This is a genomic window from Methylomicrobium agile (assembly GCF_000733855.1).
GTDB lineage: Bacteria > Pseudomonadota > Gammaproteobacteria > Methylococcales > Methylomonadaceae > Methylomicrobium > Methylomicrobium agile.
Genome location: NZ_JPOJ01000001.1, coordinates 1,188,269 through 1,206,397, shown reverse-complemented (window position 1 = coordinate 1,206,397; position 18,129 = coordinate 1,188,269). Strand labels below are relative to the sequence as shown.

Here is an 18,129-nt window from a genome sequence, read left to right as displayed (position 1 = left end):
GCTTTTAACCCTGCCGTGAAGATCTAAGCAAAATGTCTAATACCCCCTTTCCGATAGAAGATTACGCTCTGCTGAGCGATGCCGAATGCGACGAGCGCATCGCCTCTGCCAAAGCCAAGCTCGGCAAGCGCTGCGTGATTCTGGGCCACCATTATCAACGCGATGAAGTCTTCAAACATGCCGATTTTACCGGCGATTCGCTGAAGCTGTCGCGCAACGCGGCCGCCTCCGATGCCGAGTACATCGTATTCTGCGGCGTCCATTTCATGGCCGAGGTGGCCGACATCCTGTCGCGCCCCGAGCAGATTTCGATTTTGCCCGACCTCGCGGCCGGCTGTTCGATGGCGGATATGGCCAATCTGCTGAAGGTACAGCAGTGTTGGAAAGAGCTGGCCGAAGTGATCGATGTCGAAAACGAAGTGACCCCGGTCACCTACATCAATTCCGCGGCCGACCTGAAAGCCTTTTGCGGCGAGCATGAAGGTATCGTCTGCACCTCTTCGAATGCGCGGAAAATCCTCGAATGGAGTTTCGAACGGCGACCCAAGGTGCTGTTCTTTCCGGATCAGCATCTGGGGCGCAATACCGGCTACCGGATGGGCATTCCGCTCGAACAGATGGTCACATGGGATTTTACCCAGCCGCGCGGCGGGTTGACCGACGAGCAGATCAAGAACGCGAAGATCATTCTCTGGAAAGGCTTCTGCTCGGTGCATCAAGCTTTCAAACCGGAACATATCGACCAGTTTCTCGAACGCTATCCCGAAACCAAAGTCATTTCGCACCCCGAGGCGGCGTTCGAAGTCTGCCAGAAATCCGAATACATCGGTTCGACCGAATACATTCTGAAAACGGTGCGCGAGGCCGAACCGAATACCCGCTGGCTGGTCGCAACCGAACTGAACCTGGTCAACCGCTTGAACGAGGAATGCAAGGCGGAGGGCAAGCATGTGCACTTCATGTCGCCGATGCTGTGCATGTGTTCGACGATGTTCCGGACCGATCCGCAGCATCTGGCTTGGGTGATGGACAATCTGGCGGCAGGGCATGTGATCAACCGGATTACGGTGCCTCCGAAAGAGTCGGAGCTGGCGAAAAAGGCGCTGGATAACATGCTGGCAGTGGCGTAGTCGGCCTTTGGCGGCATCGGAGTTCAAAGCTTGCTTTGAACGGGGTATTCATGTGTGTTCCAAAGCCGGCTTTGGGACTCCGGGCGGCTGGTGTATAGCGGCGAATGCCGTAGCATGGGGGCGATGTGTTTCGATCAAATTCGACGGAAATAACTTTATGCCTATGAACTCATTCTCATTCCCTCGGGGCGTCCTGGCGGCGTCTCTTCTGGCGTTGATTACGGTTGCCGGTTGCGGAAACGAGACGCCGAAAAGTGCCTTTCCGCAGCAAACGGTCCGCAAGTACGAACAGGCCGTGACGCTGGAAGGGATGGTCTCCGACGACAAAGGGCCGGTCAAGTCCGGAACGGTCAAGGTCAGCGACGAAAAAGGCGCGGTGATCGCCGAAATGGCTTTGCAAGGCAGCGAACATTACCGTGTGCAGGTGCCTGCCGGGACAGCGTTGCCGATTCTGTTGACCTTTTATCCAGTGGCCGGCGGCGAACAACTGGTCACTGCGGTCATCCATCCGACCGTCACCAAATACGACATCACTCCGCTCTCGACCGCGATCGCCAAAAAAGCCAAAGCGCTGGGCGGTTATACGCACGGCAACCTGCTCGTGGCGGCCGAAAGTATGGGCACTGTGCCGGAGTCCAACAAAACGACCGCCGGTTTCCGCGGCGATCCGACCAAGCAATATGGCGGCTGGCACTGATTTCACCGCGCTGCGCCGGAGGTTTTCCGCATCCGCTCTGCGATGAATGTGCTGCTTGTCGAAGACGACGCCATTCTGGCGGACGGCCTGTCGCGCAGCTTGAGCGACTGGGGTTTTGCCGTGATTCATGCAATGACGGGCAGTTACGCGATGACGGCCTTGCTGACTCAGGTTTTCGATTTGGTCATACTCGATCTGGGTTTGCCGGATTGCGACGGCAGGGACGTCTTGAGGCAGCTCAGATCCCGTAAATCGCCCCTGCCGGTGCTGATTCTGACCGCGAGAAACGCGCTCGACGACCGGATCGGCGGCCTGGAATCGGGAGCCGACGATTATTTGGCCAAGCCTTTCGATCTGCGCGAATTGCAGGCCCGGGTAAGGGCGTTGATCAGGCGGAGCCAGGGCCAGATAGGTCACGAGACCGTGGTCGGACGGTTGACGCTCGATACGGTGGGGCAACGGGTAACGGCCGACGGCCGGCCGTTGTTGCTGCCCGCCAGAGAGTATGGCGTGCTGCTGGCGTTGATGCTGCAGGCCGGGCGCGTCGTCAGCAAGGATGCGATTGCCGGAAGGCTGGCGGTCGAAGGGGAGGAACTCGCGGACAATGCGATCGAAGTGTATGTGTCCCGCTTGCGCAAGCGCCTCGCCCCGTTCGGGATCAATATCAGAACGCTGCGCGGTTTGGGTTACGTGCTGGAGGCCGGTCATGGGGCCTAAGCCGAAGAGTATCCGCTTCCGGATTCTTTCGCGGCTGACGCTTCCTTTTTTCGTGCTGGTGCTTCTGGATGCGGCCGTGTCTTACTTCGTGGCCTTCTATTTTGCCAATACCGCTTACGACCAGTGGCTGCTCGATTCCGCGAGCTCGTTGGCGCAGCAGGTCAAGGGAAAACAGGATAAAATCACCTTCGAATTGCCGCCCGAAGCGATGGCGGTATTCCGCTGGGACGCAATCGATAAAACCTTCTTCAAAGTCGAATCGGCCTCATCGGGCTTCATTGCCGGCGACACGGCGCTCCCCGTGCCGGCAGGGCCGCCGGTCGAGCAGGCGTCGCCTTACTTCGGCGACGGCAGGATGCAAAATAAAAACGTCAGAGTCGTCTCGTTGATCACGATTCCACGCGACAGCCGCGAAGCCGTCCGGGTTTCCGTGGCGGAGACGCTGAATAAACGGCGCCGGATGATGGTCCAAATCCTGACCGCCGTCATCGTCCCGCAATGCTTGTTGGTGGTCTTTGCCGGTTTTCATATCTGGACGGGCATCGGCGGCGGCCTAAAGCCGTTAAAGGCGCTTGCCGCCGCGATCGAACAGCGTTCGGCGAAAGACCTCGATCCGATACCCGACAAGGATGCGCCTCTTGAAGTCCACTCGCTGACGCATACGATCAACGCCTTGCTGCAAAAGCTCGGGGCGGCCATGCTGAGCCAGCGCCGGTTCGTCGAAAACGCCGCGCATCAGATGCGGACACCGCTGGCCGGGCTCAAGCTGCAGGCGGAGCGCGCCTTGTTGTCGGATGATTTCGAGGCGATGAAGCTGACGATGGGGCAGATCAAAAACGCGGCCGATCGCGTCGCGCATCTGAACGAGCAGTTGTTGACGCTGGCCCGCTCCGAGTCGATCGCGGGCGGCATGGCCGAGTTCAAAACGGTCGACTTGAAGGCGCTGGCCCGCCGGTGTTGCCTCGAATGGGCGCCGAAGGCGCTCGAACGCAACATCGAATTGGGCTTCGATGCGCAGCCGTTGCCTCTGGCCGTCTCGGCGGACGCCACGCTGCTGCGCGAGCTGGTGAATAATTTACTCGACAATGCGATTCGCTATAGCTTTCCTGGCGGGCAAATCAACGTCGCGGTGCAGGCCGACCCGTGCCGTATGTTGATCGTCGAAGACGCCGGCCCCGGCATCGGGGCCGGCGAAATCGACAAGGTTTGCGAGCGGTTTTACCGGCCGCCGGGCAGTCCAGGCGACGGTTGCGGCCTCGGGCTGGCGATTGTGAAAGAAATCGCGGAACTGCACAACGCCCGGGTCGAAATCGGCAGCGGCGTCCAAGGCGTCGGCACGCGGGTCGCCATCGTCTTTCCCTCTTCCGTCGGCCACTTGCGGGGCGCCTCCCGACATGACGCTGTGACAGGTTGATGAAAGGTTCGATTGGTAACATGGCGGGGACCGGGCGGAAAACGCATCCGGTTCTCTCTTTGTCATTCGATCGAAAGTTCATGCGAATTGTTGCTTTGCTTGCTTTTCTTGGGTTGTTGGCTGCCATCGGCTGTGAAAATCACAACCCGCAGGCTCCCGAGCCTTCTTCAAAATCATCCATCGAGCCGGCCGGCAAGGGCGTGGTGACGCTGCGTCCGGAGTCGCTGCCCTATATTACGGTGCGCGAAGTGCAGCCGGAGACCGTTGCCAGCGTGGTCACGGCGCCGGCAAGAGTGGATTTTCGGGCGCAAGCGATTTCCTCGGTAGGAACGGTGGTGGCCGGACGCGTGAGTAAAGTGTTCGTGCAGGTCGGCGACAAAATCAAGGCGGGTGCCCCCGTCGTGGCGCTGGCCAGCAACGATGCGGTCCAGATACGTGCCGACCACACCCGGGCGGGAACGGAGCTTGCGCGCGCGCAGGATCATTTGAACCGGCAATTGGAAATGCAGCGCGCCGGGGTCGGCCTGGACATCGAACGGATGGAAGCCGAAACTCAACTCAAGCAGGCGCGGGCCGAATTCGAACGCAGCCGGGACTTCCTGCGTCTGCTCGGCGACGGCCGCGCCGGTGAAGTGATCGTGCGCGCGCCGGTCGACAGCACGGTGCTGAAAGCGCACGTGGCGACCGGCGCCGCTGTGGAAGCGGGGGCTCTCCTGCTTGATTTGGGCGAGCCTTCGGCCGCCTGGATCGTCGCCGACGTTTTCGAGAAAGAATTGTTGCTGGTCGAAAAAGGCGCCAAAGCGGTTATCGAGCTCGCCTCGCTGCAAGACCCGATTCAAGGCCACGTCGTTGGCGAAAGCGCCGCGATCCAGACCGAACTGCGCCGGGCATCGGTTTTCATCGTCGCGGACGATCCCAAGATTCCGCTGCGTCCCGGCATGTACGCGCGAGTCTCCATCGAGGCGTCCGCGCCCAGCCGTATCATGCTGCCGGCGTCGGCCGTGCTGATCAAGGACGGACGGGAAACCGTGGTCTATGTCGAAGTCGGCCCCGGCCGATTCAAGGCGCGTCCGATCCAGATCGGCCAGGCGCGCGAAGGTCTGACGCCGGTATTGAAAGGCTTGTCCGGCGGAGAGCGGGTGGTCGTCGACGGTGCGCTGCTGATCGACGGCGAAGCTTCGATGCTGTTGTAGGAGGCCGGCCGTGCTCAAGTTGCTAATCGAAACCTGCGTGCACCGGCGGGTCGCCGCCCTGGTGATTACCGCTCTCATCGCGTTGTTCGGGATCCATGCCTATCTGGAAACCCCGATCGAGGCTTATCCGGACGTGACCAACACCCAGGTGACCGTAATCAGCCTGATGCCGGGTTATGCGCCGGAAGAGGTGGAACGGCAAGTAACGGTGCCTTTGGAGCGGGTCTTGAACGGCACGCCGGGCATGCTGCAAATGCGCAGTCAGAGCCTGTTCGGCTTGTCGCTGATTACCATTACCTTCGAGGATGACGTCGACAGCTTCTATTCGCGCACGTTGATCACCGAGCGCATGAACGGCGCCGAACTGCCGGAATCGGTGCAGCCGGTATTGGCGCCGGATTACACGCCGCTGGGTGAAATCTACAAATTCGTGGTGACCAGCGATCGCCATTCGCTCTACGAACTGCGCTCGGAGATGGAGTGGAACGTCTCGCGGGTGCTGCGCCAAGTGCAGGGGGTTGCCGACGTGCTGACCTTCGGCGGCTACTACAAGGAGATCCATGTCGAAATCGATCCGATTCGGTTGGAATCCTTCGGCCTGACCCTGGACGAGGTCAACCGCGCCGTCGCCAGCGCCAACCGGAACGTGGGCGCGGGCTTTCTGCGCCACGGCGATCAGCAGATGGTGATCCGCAGCGTCGGCTATCTCGGCTCGCCCGAAGATGTGAAAAAAATCGTCTTGAAAAGCGAGGGCGGTACGCCGTTGACGGTAGGCGATGTGGCCCGTCTGGTGCAGGCTTATACGCCGCGCCAGGGCACGGTGGGGCTGGACGATCATAAAGAGGCGGTGGAAGGCATCGTGCTGTTGCGGCGCGGACAGAATCCGTCGCGGGTCCTGGCGGCGGTGCACGACAAGGTCGAGGAGCTCAACGCCCGCATGCTGCCGGCCGGCATGAAGCTGGTGCCGTTCCTGGACCGTACCGAGCTGGTCGATAAAACCCTGCACACCGTTTACGACAACCTCTTGCATGGGTTTTTGCTGGTCGTCGGCGTGGTCTGGCTCTTTTTGCGCAGTATTCGCGGTTCGCTGATCGTCGCCTGCGTCATTCCGCTGTCGTTGCTGGTTGCGTTTGCCGGGCTTTACCGGCTGGGGATGCCCGCCAATTTGATTTCGATGGGCGCCATCGACTTCGGCATCATTCTCGACGGCGCCGTGGTTCTGGTCGAGAGCGTCATCCATCAGGCCAGCCATCGCCATCCCAAAAGCCATCGCGACATGGTCCGGCTGATCGTCGATGCCGCTTTTAGCGTCGCCAAGCCGACATTTTTCGCGATGCTGATCATCATTGCCGCGTTGTTGCCGGTGTTCACCCTGGAACGCGTCGAAGGGCGCATCTTTCGGCCTTTGGCGCTGACCTACAGCTTCGCGCTGGGCGGTGGCTTGATCTTTGCGATGACCCTGGTGCCGGCGCTCTGTGCCGTGTTGATTCAACCCAAGCATGCGATGATCGAGGAGCCCCGTTTCCTGCTCCGCCTCAGGGCGCTTTACCGCCGCCTATTGGCGTGGTCTCTCGGGCGGCGGCCGCTAGTTCTGGGCGCGGCCGGCGTTTTGCTGCTGACCGGTGCGCTGGCGGCCGGCCGGCTCGGCAGCGAATTTTTGCCGGAGCTCGACGAAGGCGATGTGCATGTGTTCGTAGAGATGCCGGCCAGTATTTCGCTGGCCAAAGGCCAGGCGATTTTGCTCGATATGCGCGAGCGCCTGCTCTCTTTTCCCGAAGTCAAAAGCATCCTCAGCCAGCAGGGGCGTTCCGAAGACGGCACCGACAACGAAGGCGTCAACATGAGTGAAACGTTCGTGCATCTGAAGCCGCGCGAAGCATGGCGGGAGGGTTTGCACAAGGAACAGTTGGTCGAGGCGATGCGCGAGGAATTGGCCGCGATTCCCGGCGTGCGTTTCAATTTTTCGCAGCCGATCAAGGACAACGTCGAAGAAGCGGTCAGCGGCGTGCGCGGCAAGGTCGTCCTGAAAATCTACGGCGATGATCTGGAACGGATGCGTGCGACGCTGGAACAGGCGAAAAGTTTGTTGAAGGCCATTCCCGGCGTCATCGACCTGGATTTGTACCGCGAGTCCATCGTGCCGCAGCTGCAGATCAATTTGGACCGTTCCGCCCTGGCGCGCGAGGGGATTACCATCGATGCGGCGCAGGATACGATCGAAACCGGCCTGGCCGGCAAGGTGACCACCGAACTCTGGCAAAACGAACGGCCGGTGCCGGTGCGGACGATTCTGCGGGCCGGCGAGCGTAGCGACAAAGAGCAGATCGGCGATCTGAAACTGCCGGCACCTTCGGGGGCGCGCATTCCGTTGCGCGAAGTGGCCGCGATGCCGATCGAACGCGGCAGGACTTCGATCGAGCGCGAGGCCAATCGCCGTTTTCTGGCGTTGAAGTTCAACGTCGAGGGCCGCGATCTGGGTTCCGTCGTGCATGACGCGATGGCCGCCGTAGACGGTAAGGTCGAGCTCGAAGAGGGCAGTTTCCTGGTGTGGGGCGGCGAGTTCGAAAACCAGCAACGGGCGATGGGGCGGCTGGCGGTGGTGGTGCCGATCGCGGTGCTGATCGTGCTCGGCTTGCTGTACAGCGCCTTGCAGTCGGCGCGCAGCGCGCTGGCGATTCTATTGTGCACGCCGTTTGCGCTGGCCGGCGGCGTTTTTTTGCTGCTTGCCGCCGGCATTCCGCTGTCGGTCAGCGCGGCGATCGGTTTTATCGCCTTGCTGGGGCAGGTGTCGTTGATGGGGCTCTTGGTGCTCAGCGCGATCGAAGAGCGCCGGCGCGGCGGACAGCTTCTGTCCGAAGCCATCGTGGAAGGCGCGGTAGACCGCTTGCGGCCGGTGTTGATGGCGTCGCTGCTGGCACTCCTAGGGCTGTTGCCGATGGCGGTGTCGACCGGCATCGGCAGCGAAACCCAGCAGCCGTTTGCGGTCGTGATCGTCGGCGGCATGTTCACTACGTTTTTCGTCGCCATGCTGGTACTGCCGGTCATTTATGCGTATATCACGCCGAAGCGCCTGATCACCCCGGAAGAGGCCGACGATATACAGGAGGAGTCTTGATGAAAACACGCGATCGGAAAATTCGAGCCGTCGCTTTTGCCTGTCTGGCCATGCTGGCCGCGGTCAGGGCCGTTGCCGCCGAGCTGCCCGAAACGGTGACCATGCAGCAATTGCTGGATATCACCCGCGAACGCAGTCCGCGTTATGCCGCCTTGCAACAGCGCATCGAAGCGGCCGGCGCGGAAATCGTCGAAGCCGGCGTGTTGCCGAATCCGCGGCTCAGCTACGGGCGCTTCGACCTGTTGACCCGGACCAACACGATGTACGACGGCAACGTGCAGCAGCAGGTCATCCTGGAGGTGCCGGTGCTGATCGCCGGCCAGCGCGGCATGCGCCTGGAGGCCGCGGAAAAAAAGGCGGACGCGGCCGCCGCCGATATCGCCGCCGACTTTGCCGGCCTGATTTACGACGAATGGGCGCTGTTCGTCAAACAGTTGGCGAATCGGCAGCGCATCGCCGTGCTCGACGAAACGGCCCGCTACGTCGAACATCTGTCCGGCATCGTCTCCGGACGTCTGCAGGCGGGCAGCGCCAGCCGCTACGATCTGCTGCGCATCGACATCGAGGCCAAAAATGTCGAGACGCGCCGGCAAACCTTGCGCAACGATTTGTCCGCGTCGGCGGCCGAATTGAGCATTCTGCTGGGATTGTCGGATTGGCGTCCGGAGGCGCGGGGCGAACTGTCGAGCCTGAACGTGCCGACCGACATTAACGCGTTATGGGCGGATGCCGAAGCCTCGCATCCGGACATCGAAGCGGCCCGGCGCGGAGAGATCGCCGCCGAGGCCGATGTGGCGCGGGCCAAGCGCGAACGCTGGCCGACGCCGACTTTTCAGGTCGGGTCGGCGTTCACCGATTCGCCTTACGGCAACACCAGCTTTGCCGGTGTCTCGGTCGATTTACCGATTTTCGATCGCGGCCAGGGCGCGATTGCGCGTGCCAATGCGGCAAAACATGCCGCGCGGCTGCAGCACGATTTGGCGCTCGCACGCACGCGGAGCGCGCTCGAACGCGCCGTCGAAATGCTGGCGCGGCGCCGGGAAACGCGGGCGGACTTCGAGCGCAACGTGATCGCCAAGCTGCCGGATCTCCAAGAAATGGGAGAGTCCAGTTACCGTCTGGGGAAAGGCAGTCTCCTGGAGCTTCTGGATGCGTCGCGTTCCAGGACCGAAACCCGTTTGACCCGGCTGGATCTGATGCAGGCGGAAATCGAAGCCGAGTTGGACGTCCTGCGCGCTTCCGGCCTGTTGATCCGGCGCTTCGAAAACGATCCTGTCCGCATGAATTGACCCCAAACGCCGCAGCGTTGCGGCGGCTTCATTCCTCCTTGATTAAAAATGCCTCGGCCGTTATAATTCCCCAGCTAAATTGACTGGAGCGCTGTGTGGCAGGTAGAACCTTGTCTACTGTCAGCAAGATACTGCTTTATCAAATTCTGATCATGATACTGATGGCGGCCGGTTTTGCCGCCGCCGTCGGAAAAATGGCGGCCTTGTCCGCGGCGCTGGGCGGGGCGGCGGCGTTTTTTCCGAACCTGTTTTTTGCATACAGGATTAAAAAGGCGATCGGGCAGGAAGCGCGCAAGATCGTCGTATCATTTTACACTGGCGAAGTGGGCAAGCTGCTGTTGACGGCGGCTATTTTCGTCCTGATTTTTCAAATCCCTGACATAGAGTTATTACCGCTGCTCGTCGGCTATCTGACGGCATTGTCGGTTTTTTGGTTTGCGCTATTGATGCGCTGAATTTTTGACGAGAGAGGAACGATGGCAACCGAAGCGCACGCGGCTGAAGGGGCAACCGGCTATATCATTCACCATTTGACTCCGTTGAGCGTCGGCGAGGGGTTCTGGACCTTGCACTTGGATACCCTGTTTTTCTCGGCTCTGCTCGGCGGATTGTTCATCTGGTTTTTCAAGACCGCGGCCGAAAAGGCGACTTCCGGCGTGCCCGGCCCCTTGCAGAATGTCGCGGAAATGCTGATCGAGTTCGTCGACACGCAGGTCAAGGATACTTTCCACGGCCGAAGCGCGCTGATCGCGCCGCTGGCGTTGACCGTTTTCTGCTGGGTGTTCCTGTTCAATTTCATGGACCTGTTCCCGGTCGACATTCTGCCGATGATCGGTTCGGCGATGGGCATTCCCTATCTTCGGGTCGTGCCGAGCACCGATCTGAACGCGACCTTTGCGATGTCGATTTCGGTGTTTCTGCTGATCATTTTTTACAGCATCAAGGTCAAGGGCGTTTTCGGTTTTGCGAAGGAAATGCTGCTGCAGCCGTTCGGGCCCTGGCTGATGCCGTTCAACCTGCTGTTGAAAGTGGTCGAAGAAATCGCCAAGCCGATCTCGCTCGGCCTCCGGCTGTTCGGCAACCTGTATGCGGGCGAATTGATCTTCATCCTGATCGCACTGTTGCCCTGCTACGTGCAGCCGGTCCTGAGCCTGCCGTGGGCGATTTTCCATATTCTGATCATCACGCTGCAAGCGTTCATTTTCATGGTATTGACGATCGTCTACCTGAGCATGGCGCACGAAGACCATTAATCTTTATTTTTTAAACTGTTCTTTACAACTTAACTTTTTACCTTTGGAGGTATCATGGAAATTGCAAAATTGATTGCTGACGTGCAGGGCATGACTGCGATTGCGGTCGGTCTGGTATTGGGTATGGGCGCGCTCGGAACCGCGATCGGCTTCGGTCTGTTGGGCGGAAAATTCCTGGAAGGCGCGGCGCGTCAGCCGGAAATGGTGCCTATGCTGCAAGTCAAAATGTTCGTTGTCGCAGGTCTCTTGGACGCGGTCACCATGATCGGCGTCGGTCTGGCGCTGTTCTTCACTTTCGCGAACCCGTTCCTGTCAGCCGTACAAGCCGCTGCGGGCTAAATTGAGCCTACTATTTCCTAAAAACGACAAGAGGAACGCATCGTGAGTATCAATGCTACTCTGATTGGACAAATGATCACCTTTGCACTTCTGGTATGGTTTACCATGAAGTACATCTGGCCGCCTTTCATCAACGCCATGGAAGAGCGCAAAAAGAAAATTTCCGACGGTTTGGCGGCGGCCGACAAAAGCCAGGAAGATTTGAAACTGGCCGAGAAGAAAGCCAAGAACATCATCAAGGACGCAAAGGATCAGTCTTCGGAGATCGTCACGCTGGCGCAGAAACGCGCGAATGAGATCGTTGAGGAGTCCAAGGATAACGCCAACAAGGAAGCGGAGCGCCGTATCCAAGCAGCCAAAGCGCAGATCGAGCAGGAAATCGAACAAACCAAGGAAGCGCTGCGTAAAGAAGTGGCGGCTCTGGCAGTCAGCGCGGCAGAGCAGATTCTCGGTGCGGAAATCGATCAAAACAAGCATCAGGGCATCATCAGCAAAGTCTCCGATAAATTATAAGGTTGAGCATAATGAGCGAATTGGCAACATTGGCAAGGCCTTATGCGGCGGCTGTCTTTAAGAGAGCCAAAGAGACCGGAACTTCTGAAAAGTGGTCGAAAACGCTGGCGTTCCTGTCAAGTGTTTTGAACGATGACATCCTTGCGGCTTATGTCAATAACCCGAAGGTCGGCAACGAGCGTTTGACGAAATTGATGCTCGATATCGGCGAAGGCCGGCTCGACCAGGAAGGCACAAATTTTCTGCAATTGCTCGTGCAAAACCGGCGCCTGAGTCTGGTCCCGCAGATTGCAAGGATTTTCGAAGCGCACAAGGCGGAGGATGAAGGCTATCTGGATGTCGAGGTCCATGCCGCTTATGAGTTCAGCGGAGAAGGCAAGCAGAGTTTTGCGGCCAAGCTCGAAAAGCAGTTCGGCAAGAAAGTCCGCATGAATGTGTCGATCGACAAGTCGTTGATCGGCGGTGTTCTGGTGCGCGCAGGCGACAAGGTGATAGACGGTTCGATCAAGGGTCAACTCCAACACATGCAAAAAGCGCTACAGTGAGAGTGATATAAAATGCAATTAAATCCATCCGAAATTAGTGATCTGATTAAAAAGAAGATCGAAGGCTTCGATCTGGGCGCTGAAGCGCATACCGAAGGCACTGTAGTCAGCGTGACCGACGGCATTGTGAGAATTCATGGGCTTTCCGAGGCGATGCAGGGCGAAATGCTCGAATTCCCCGGCAATACCTACGGCATGGCGTTGAACCTTGAGCGTGACTCGGTCGGCGCGGTTGTTCTGGGCTCTTACCAGCATATTTCCGAAGGCGATACCGTCAAGTGCACCGGCAAGATTCTTGAAGTCCCGGTCGGCGAAGCCTTGCTCGGCCGCGTGGTCGACGCGCTCGGCAAGCCGATCGACGGCAAGGGCGCGATCGAGACCAACGAAACCTCGCCGATCGAAAAGATCGCGCCGGGCGTTATCGCGCGGCAATCGGTCAGCCAGCCGGTACAATTGGGTCTGAAATCGATCGATGCGATGATTCCGGTCGGCCGCGGCCAGCGCGAATTGATCATCGGCGACCGCCAGACCGGCAAGACCGCGATCGCGGTTGATGCGATCATCAACCAGAAAGGCACCGGCATCAAATGTATTTATGTCGCGATCGGGCAAAAACGCTCGTCGATCGCGAACGTGGTGCGCAAGCTCGAAGAACATGGCGCCATGGAGCACACGATCATCGTGTCCGCTTCCGCGTCCGAATCGGCCGCACTGCAATTCATCGCGCCTTACACCGGCTGCGCGATGGGCGAATATTTCCGCGACCGCGGCGAAGATGCGCTGATCATTTACGACGACTTGACCAAACAAGCCTGGGCCTACCGTCAGGTGTCATTGTTGCTCCGCCGTCCGCCGGGACGTGAAGCGTATCCGGGCGACGTCTTTTATCTGCACTCGCGTTTGCTCGAACGGGCCGCGCGGATCAATGCGGATGAAGTCGAAAAACTGACCGACGGCAAGGTCAAAGGCAAGACCGGCTCGCTGACCGCGCTGCCGATCATCGAAACGCAAGGCGGCGACGTGTCCGCGTTCGTTCCGACCAACGTGATTTCGATCACCGACGGCCAGATCTTCCTGGAAAGCAATCTGTTCAACTCCGGTATCCGTCCTGCGGTTAACGCAGGCCTTTCGGTCTCCCGGGTCGGTGGCGCCGCGCAAACCAAGATCATCAAAAAGCTCGGCGGTGGTATCCGTCTCGACCTCGCACAATACCGTGAGTTGGCGGCGTTCGCGCAGTTCGCGTCGGACCTGGACGAAAGCACCCGCAAGCAGATCGAACGCGGCCAGCGCGTGACCGAATTGATGAAGCAGAACCAGTATTCGCCGATGTCAGTGGCGCAAATGGCGGTTTCGCTGTTTGCGGCGAACCAGGGCTTCCTGGACGCAGTGGAAGTGAACAAGGTTCTGGCATTCGAATCCGCGTTGCAGTTGTATATGAAAACGGAACATGCCGCGCTGCTTGACAAGATCAATGCAACCGGCGACTGGAACGACGAAATTGCACAAGGTCTGCAGGCTGCGATCGAAACTTTCGTTAAAACGCATAGCTGGTAAAGGGCGCATTCCATGGCAGTCGGCAAAGAAATACGCACCAAGATCGCGAGTATCAAGAATACTCAAAAGATCACCCGCGCGATGGAAATGGTCGCCGCGAGCAAAATGCGTAAGACCAAAGACAGAATGCAGGCGACACGGCCGTATTCGCTGCGCATCGGCCGTATCATCAAGCATCTGGCGCATGCGAATCCCGAGTACAAGCATTCGTATCTGATCAAGCGCGATGTCAAACGGGTCGGTCTGATCATTATCAGTTCGGACCGCGGCCTGTGCGGCGGCCTGAATTCGAACCTGTTCCGGCGCACGCTGAGCCAGTTGACCGAGTGGGACAAAGCCGGCATCGAGGTCGAAGTCAGCACGATCGGAGCCAAGGCGACCGTTTTCTTCAGCTCGCTCAAAAAAGTGCAACTGGTCGGCCAGCTTTCGAAGCTGGGCGACACGCCGCATTTGCATGATATTGCCGGGGTAATTCGCTTGATGCTCGACGAATACGAACAGGGCAAGATCGACGAATTGTATGTGGTCAGCAATGAATTCGTGAACACGATGACGCAGCGTCCGACCATCGAAAAACTGTTGCCGGTCGTCGCCGAAGACATCGAAGACAAGCTGAACGGCCATTGGGACTATATCTATGAGCCCGATGCGAAAGAAGTGCTGGATCACTTGCTGACCCGCTATATCGAATCGAAGGTGTACCAGGGGCTGGTCGAAAACAATGCCTGCGAACAGGCGGCCCGAATGATCGCGATGAAGAGCGCGTCGGACAATGCCGGCAACCTGATCGGCGAGTTGCAGTTGATCTACAACAAAGCTCGGCAGGCTGCCATTACTCAGGAAATTTCAGAAATCGTCGGCGGCGCAGCTGCTGTTTAAGCCCAAAAGAAGCGAGACAAACAAGAGGAAAACTCAATGAGTTCGGGTAAAATCGTACAAATTATCGGCGCGGTCGTCGACGTGGAATTCTCCCGTGAGGAACTGCCCAAAGTTTATGACGCGTTGAATGTGGAAGGCGTCAATCTGGTGCTGGAAGTGCAGCAGCAATTGGGCGACGGCGTGGCCCGGACGATTGCGATGGGCAGCACCGACGGCTTGCGCCGCGGCATGGCCGTCAGCAACACCAATGCGCCGATTTCGGTACCGGTCGGTCTGGAAACGCTGGGCCGGATCATGAACGTTCTCGGTCAACCGATCGATGAAAGAGGGCCGATCGGCGAAAAGACTTCATGGGGTATTCACCGCGAAGCGCCGAGCTATGCCGACCAGGCGGCCGGCAATGAACTGCTGGAAACCGGCATCAAGGTCATCGATCTGATTTGCCCGTTCTCGAAAGGCGGCAAGGTCGGCCTGTTCGGCGGCGCCGGCGTCGGCAAAACCGTCAACATGATGGAATTGATCAACAATATCGCGACCGCGCATTCCGGATTGTCGGTATTTGCCGGGGTAGGCGAGCGGACGCGTGAAGGTAACGATTTCTACCACGAAATGCAGGAAGCGGGCGTTATCAATGCGGACGATCTGACCCAATCCAAAGTTGCGATGGTTTACGGCCAGATGAACGAACCGCCGGGAAACCGCTTGCGCGTCGCCTTGACCGGTCTGACCATGGCGGAATATTTCCGCGACGAAGGCCGCGACGTGTTGTTCTTCGTCGACAACATCTACCGTTACACCCTGGCCGGTACCGAAGTCTCGGCATTGCTCGGACGGATGCCGTCTGCGGTCGGTTACCAGCCGACGCTGGCGGAAGAAATGGGCGTGCTGCAGGAGCGGATCACCTCGACCAAGACCGGTTCGATCACCTCGATCCAGGCCGTTTACGTGCCTGCGGACGACTTGACCGACCCGTCTCCGGCTACCACCTTCGCGCATTTGGACGCAACCGTCGTCTTGTCGCGGCAAATCGCCGAACTGGGTATTTACCCGGCGATCGATCCGCTCGATTCGACCAGCCGCCAGCTCGATCCGCTGGTGATCGGCCAGGAGCACTACACGGTGGCGCGTAAGGTGCAAAGCATCCTGCAACGCTACAAGGAACTGCGCGACATCATCGCGATTCTGGGGATGGACGAGTTGTCCGAAGAAGACAAGCTGACCGTGGCGCGGGCGCGCAAGATTCAGCGTTTCCTGTCGCAGCCGTTCTTCGTGGCGGAAGTGTTCACCGGCTCGCCGGGCAAGTATGTTTCGTTGAAAGACACGATCGCCGGTTTCAAGGGCATCATCGACGGCGAATACGACTCGATTCCGGAGCAGGCGTTCTACATGGTCGGCACGATCGACGAAGCGCTCGAAAAAGCCAAGACCCTGAAAGCTTAATTTTTGACGGGATAAAACATGGTCATGACCGTACACGTAGATATCGTCAGCGCCGAGAAGGAAATCTTTTCCGGCTCTGCGGAAATGGTGTTCGCACCCGCCGAAATGGGTGAAGTCGGCATCGCGCCGCGGCACGCGCCGATGATCACGCGCTTGAGCCCCGGCGAGGTCAGAGTCAAGGTCAGCGACAAGGATAGCCTCCCGTATTTCATTTCGGGCGGCATTCTTGAAGTACAGCCGCATCTGGTCACCATTCTGGCCGATACGGCGATCCGCGCGCGGGATATCGACGAAGCGGCGGCCTTGCAGGCCAAAGCCAGAGCCGAGGAAGCCCTGGCCGACAAGTCCGGAAAAGTCGACTACGCGACCGCGCAGGCGCAGCTCATCCAGGCGATCATGCAGCTTCGTACGCTGGAACGGCTCAGAAAACGCGGCGGCTAAACGCGAAAATCCGCGTTTTCCACGCGAATAAATCAAGCCCGATAGCGCCGAATGACGTTATCGGGCTTTTTATTTTGTATAATTTCTCTCGATCCCAAGCTCCGCATTGAGCGAAACCCCTGGTAGGGTACGCTGCGCGTACCTATCAGTGCTTGATGCGCTGGAAAAAGGTACGCGCAGCGTACCCTACACTTTCTACTGGAAATCCGCATACAACACAGAGGCGCAGGAAAATTGCCATGAACCTGACCACGATCATACTCGCCGCCGGCAAAGGAACCCGGATGCGTTCGGAATTGCCGAAAATCTTGCACAAGATCGCCGGTAAACCCTTGCTTCGCCATGTCTACGACATGAGCCGCGGCCTCGAAAACAACCACATCCTAATCGTTTACGGCCACGGCGCGGAACGGGTGCTCGATACGTTGAAAGACATCGAAACCGGCTGGTTCGAGCAAAAGCAGCAGCTCGGCACCGGCCATGCGGTCCAGCAGGTCGGTGATCAGATCCGGGAGCAGGATAATGTATTGATTCTGTACGGCGACGTGCCGCTGCTGAAAAAATCGACCGTGGAAGGGCTGCTGGCGAACGTCGGCGAAAAATCGCTGGGCCTGCTGACCGTGATGCTCGACAATCCGAAAGGCTATGGCCGGATCGTTAGAAATGGCCAAGGCGCCGTTACCCGAATCGTCGAAGAAAAAGACGCGAACGAGTCCGAGAGGCAAATCCGTGAAGTGAACACCGGCATCATGGCGGTGCGGGGCGGACAGCTCAAAAAATGGCTCGGTCAGTTGAAGAACCACAACGCCCAGGGCGAATATTACCTGACCGATATCATCGAAATGGCGGTCGCGGAACAGGTGGCGGTGGTGACGAGCCGGCCTGAAACCGAGGACGAAGTGCTCGGGGTGAACGACCGGAACCAGCTCAGCCACCTGGAGCGAGTGTATCAGAACGAACAGGCCAGGGTCCTGATGGCGCAAGGCGTCACGCTCTACGACCCCGCGCGTTTCGATCTGAGAGGCACGCTCGAAGCGCTTGGCCAGGATATCGAAATCGACGTGAACGTGATTCTGGAAGGCCGCCTCAACATCGGCAGCAACGTCAAAATCGGCGCCAACTGCCAGATCAAGGATTCGATTATCGAGGACAATGTCGAAATCCTGCCGAACTGCGTGATCGAAAACGCGGTGATCGGGCAGGGCAGTCGGGTCGGTCCATTCGCGCGGTTGCGCCCGGAGACGGTATTGGCCGAAGAGGCGCATATCGGCAATTTCGTCGAGATCAAAAAATCCACGGTCGGTCAGGGTTCGAAAATCAACCATCTGAGCTATATCGGCGACAGCACGGTCGGCAGCCAGGTCAACATCGGCGCCGGCACGATCACCTGCAATTACGACGGCGTGAACAAGTTTCGGACCGTAATCGGCGACGGCGCGTTCATCGGCTCGGACACACAATTGATCGCACCGGTCACGATCGGCAATTATGCGACGATCGGCGCCGGCTCGACGATCACCAAGGACAGCCCTGAAAATCAGCTCACCCTGTCCAGGGCGAAACAGGTTTCAATTCCCGGCTGGCAACGGCCCGTAAAAAAGGAGAAATGA

General features: G+C 58.7%; 17 protein-coding genes. All 17 read left to right on the top strand.

Translation table 11 applies throughout. The features are described 5' to 3' along the window. The first annotated feature begins 32 nt into the window (after positions 1 to 32). The 17 genes from nadA to glmU all read left to right on the top strand — a co-directional run bounded on the left by nadA (position 33) and on the right by glmU (position 18,129). Positions 33 to 1,130, top strand: a complete 1,098-nt coding sequence (gene nadA, locus CC94_RS0105815) for a quinolinate synthase NadA (RefSeq protein WP_031430147.1) — start codon at positions 33 to 35, stop codon at positions 1,128 to 1,130. Positions 1,131 to 1,287: 157 nt separating this feature from the next. Continuing rightward, on the top strand, positions 1,288 to 1,827 hold the full coding sequence (locus tag CC94_RS0105810; protein ID WP_005374771.1) for a hypothetical protein: 540 nt from the start codon (positions 1,288 to 1,290) through the stop codon (positions 1,825 to 1,827). Positions 1,828 to 1,869: 42 nt separating this feature from the next. Beyond that, complete coding sequence (locus tag CC94_RS0105805; RefSeq protein ID WP_005374769.1) at positions 1,870 to 2,544, top strand: response regulator; 675 nt, start codon at positions 1,870 to 1,872, stop codon at positions 2,542 to 2,544. Continuing rightward, positions 2,534 to 3,958 carry a sensor histidine kinase gene (locus CC94_RS0105800; RefSeq protein WP_005374768.1) on the top strand — a complete coding sequence of 475 codons (1,425 nt, stop codon included), beginning with the start codon at positions 2,534 to 2,536 and terminating at the stop codon, positions 3,956 to 3,958. The genes CC94_RS0105805 and CC94_RS0105800 overlap by 11 nt, the downstream gene beginning before the upstream one ends. An 80-nt stretch (positions 3,959 to 4,038) precedes the next feature. Further along, on the top strand, positions 4,039 to 5,151 hold the full coding sequence (locus tag CC94_RS0105795) for an efflux RND transporter periplasmic adaptor subunit (RefSeq protein WP_031430142.1): 1,113 nt from the start codon (positions 4,039 to 4,041) through the stop codon (positions 5,149 to 5,151). Positions 5,152 to 5,161: 10 nt separating this feature from the next. Further along, a complete protein-coding gene (locus CC94_RS0105790; protein ID WP_031430140.1) occupies positions 5,162 to 8,266 on the top strand; it encodes an efflux RND transporter permease subunit in 3,105 nt (1,034 codons plus the stop codon). After that, positions 8,266 to 9,555: a TolC family protein gene (locus CC94_RS0105785; protein WP_031430139.1), complete on the top strand. Its 1,290-nt coding sequence runs from the start codon at positions 8,266 to 8,268 to the stop codon at positions 9,553 to 9,555. Before CC94_RS0105790 ends, CC94_RS0105785 begins: the two co-directional genes overlap by 1 nt. A gap of 95 nt (positions 9,556 to 9,650) precedes the next feature. Beyond that, positions 9,651 to 10,010, top strand: coding sequence for an ATP synthase subunit I (locus CC94_RS0105780; RefSeq protein WP_031430137.1), 360 nt, complete (start codon positions 9,651 to 9,653; stop codon positions 10,008 to 10,010). Positions 10,011 to 10,031: 21 nt separating this feature from the next. Then, on the top strand, positions 10,032 to 10,808 hold the full coding sequence (gene atpB / locus CC94_RS0105775) for a F0F1 ATP synthase subunit A (protein ID WP_031430135.1): 777 nt from the start codon (positions 10,032 to 10,034) through the stop codon (positions 10,806 to 10,808). A gap of 54 nt (positions 10,809 to 10,862) precedes the next feature. After that, positions 10,863 to 11,147, top strand: a complete 285-nt coding sequence (atpE, locus tag CC94_RS0105770; protein WP_005374759.1) for a F0F1 ATP synthase subunit C — start codon at positions 10,863 to 10,865, stop codon at positions 11,145 to 11,147. 42 nt (positions 11,148 to 11,189) lie between these two features. Beyond that, positions 11,190 to 11,660, top strand: a complete 471-nt coding sequence (locus tag CC94_RS0105765; protein WP_031430132.1) for a F0F1 ATP synthase subunit B — start codon at positions 11,190 to 11,192, stop codon at positions 11,658 to 11,660. Between the two features lie 11 nt (positions 11,661 to 11,671). Then, positions 11,672 to 12,205 (top strand): F0F1 ATP synthase subunit delta, encoded by a 534-nt coding sequence (locus tag CC94_RS0105760; RefSeq protein WP_031430131.1) that lies wholly within the window; start codon positions 11,672 to 11,674, stop codon positions 12,203 to 12,205. 12 nt (positions 12,206 to 12,217) lie between these two features. Further along, the gene (atpA, locus tag CC94_RS0105755; protein WP_031430129.1) at positions 12,218 to 13,759 is read left to right on the top strand and encodes a F0F1 ATP synthase subunit alpha; all 1,542 of its coding nucleotides are present in this window, start codon (positions 12,218 to 12,220) and stop codon (positions 13,757 to 13,759) included. Between the two features lie 12 nt (positions 13,760 to 13,771). Next, the gene (gene atpG / locus CC94_RS0105750) at positions 13,772 to 14,638 is read left to right on the top strand and encodes a F0F1 ATP synthase subunit gamma (protein WP_031430127.1); all 867 of its coding nucleotides are present in this window, start codon (positions 13,772 to 13,774) and stop codon (positions 14,636 to 14,638) included. Positions 14,639 to 14,674: 36 nt separating this feature from the next. Further along, complete coding sequence (gene atpD / locus CC94_RS0105745; RefSeq protein WP_031430125.1) at positions 14,675 to 16,078, top strand: F0F1 ATP synthase subunit beta; 1,404 nt, start codon at positions 14,675 to 14,677, stop codon at positions 16,076 to 16,078. A gap of 18 nt (positions 16,079 to 16,096) precedes the next feature. Then, positions 16,097 to 16,519, top strand: coding sequence for a F0F1 ATP synthase subunit epsilon (locus CC94_RS0105740; protein WP_031430124.1), 423 nt, complete (start codon positions 16,097 to 16,099; stop codon positions 16,517 to 16,519). 239 nt (positions 16,520 to 16,758) lie between these two features. Then, positions 16,759 to 18,129: a bifunctional UDP-N-acetylglucosamine diphosphorylase/glucosamine-1-phosphate N-acetyltransferase GlmU gene (gene glmU / locus CC94_RS0105735; RefSeq protein WP_005374751.1), complete on the top strand. Its 1,371-nt coding sequence runs from the start codon at positions 16,759 to 16,761 to the stop codon at positions 18,127 to 18,129.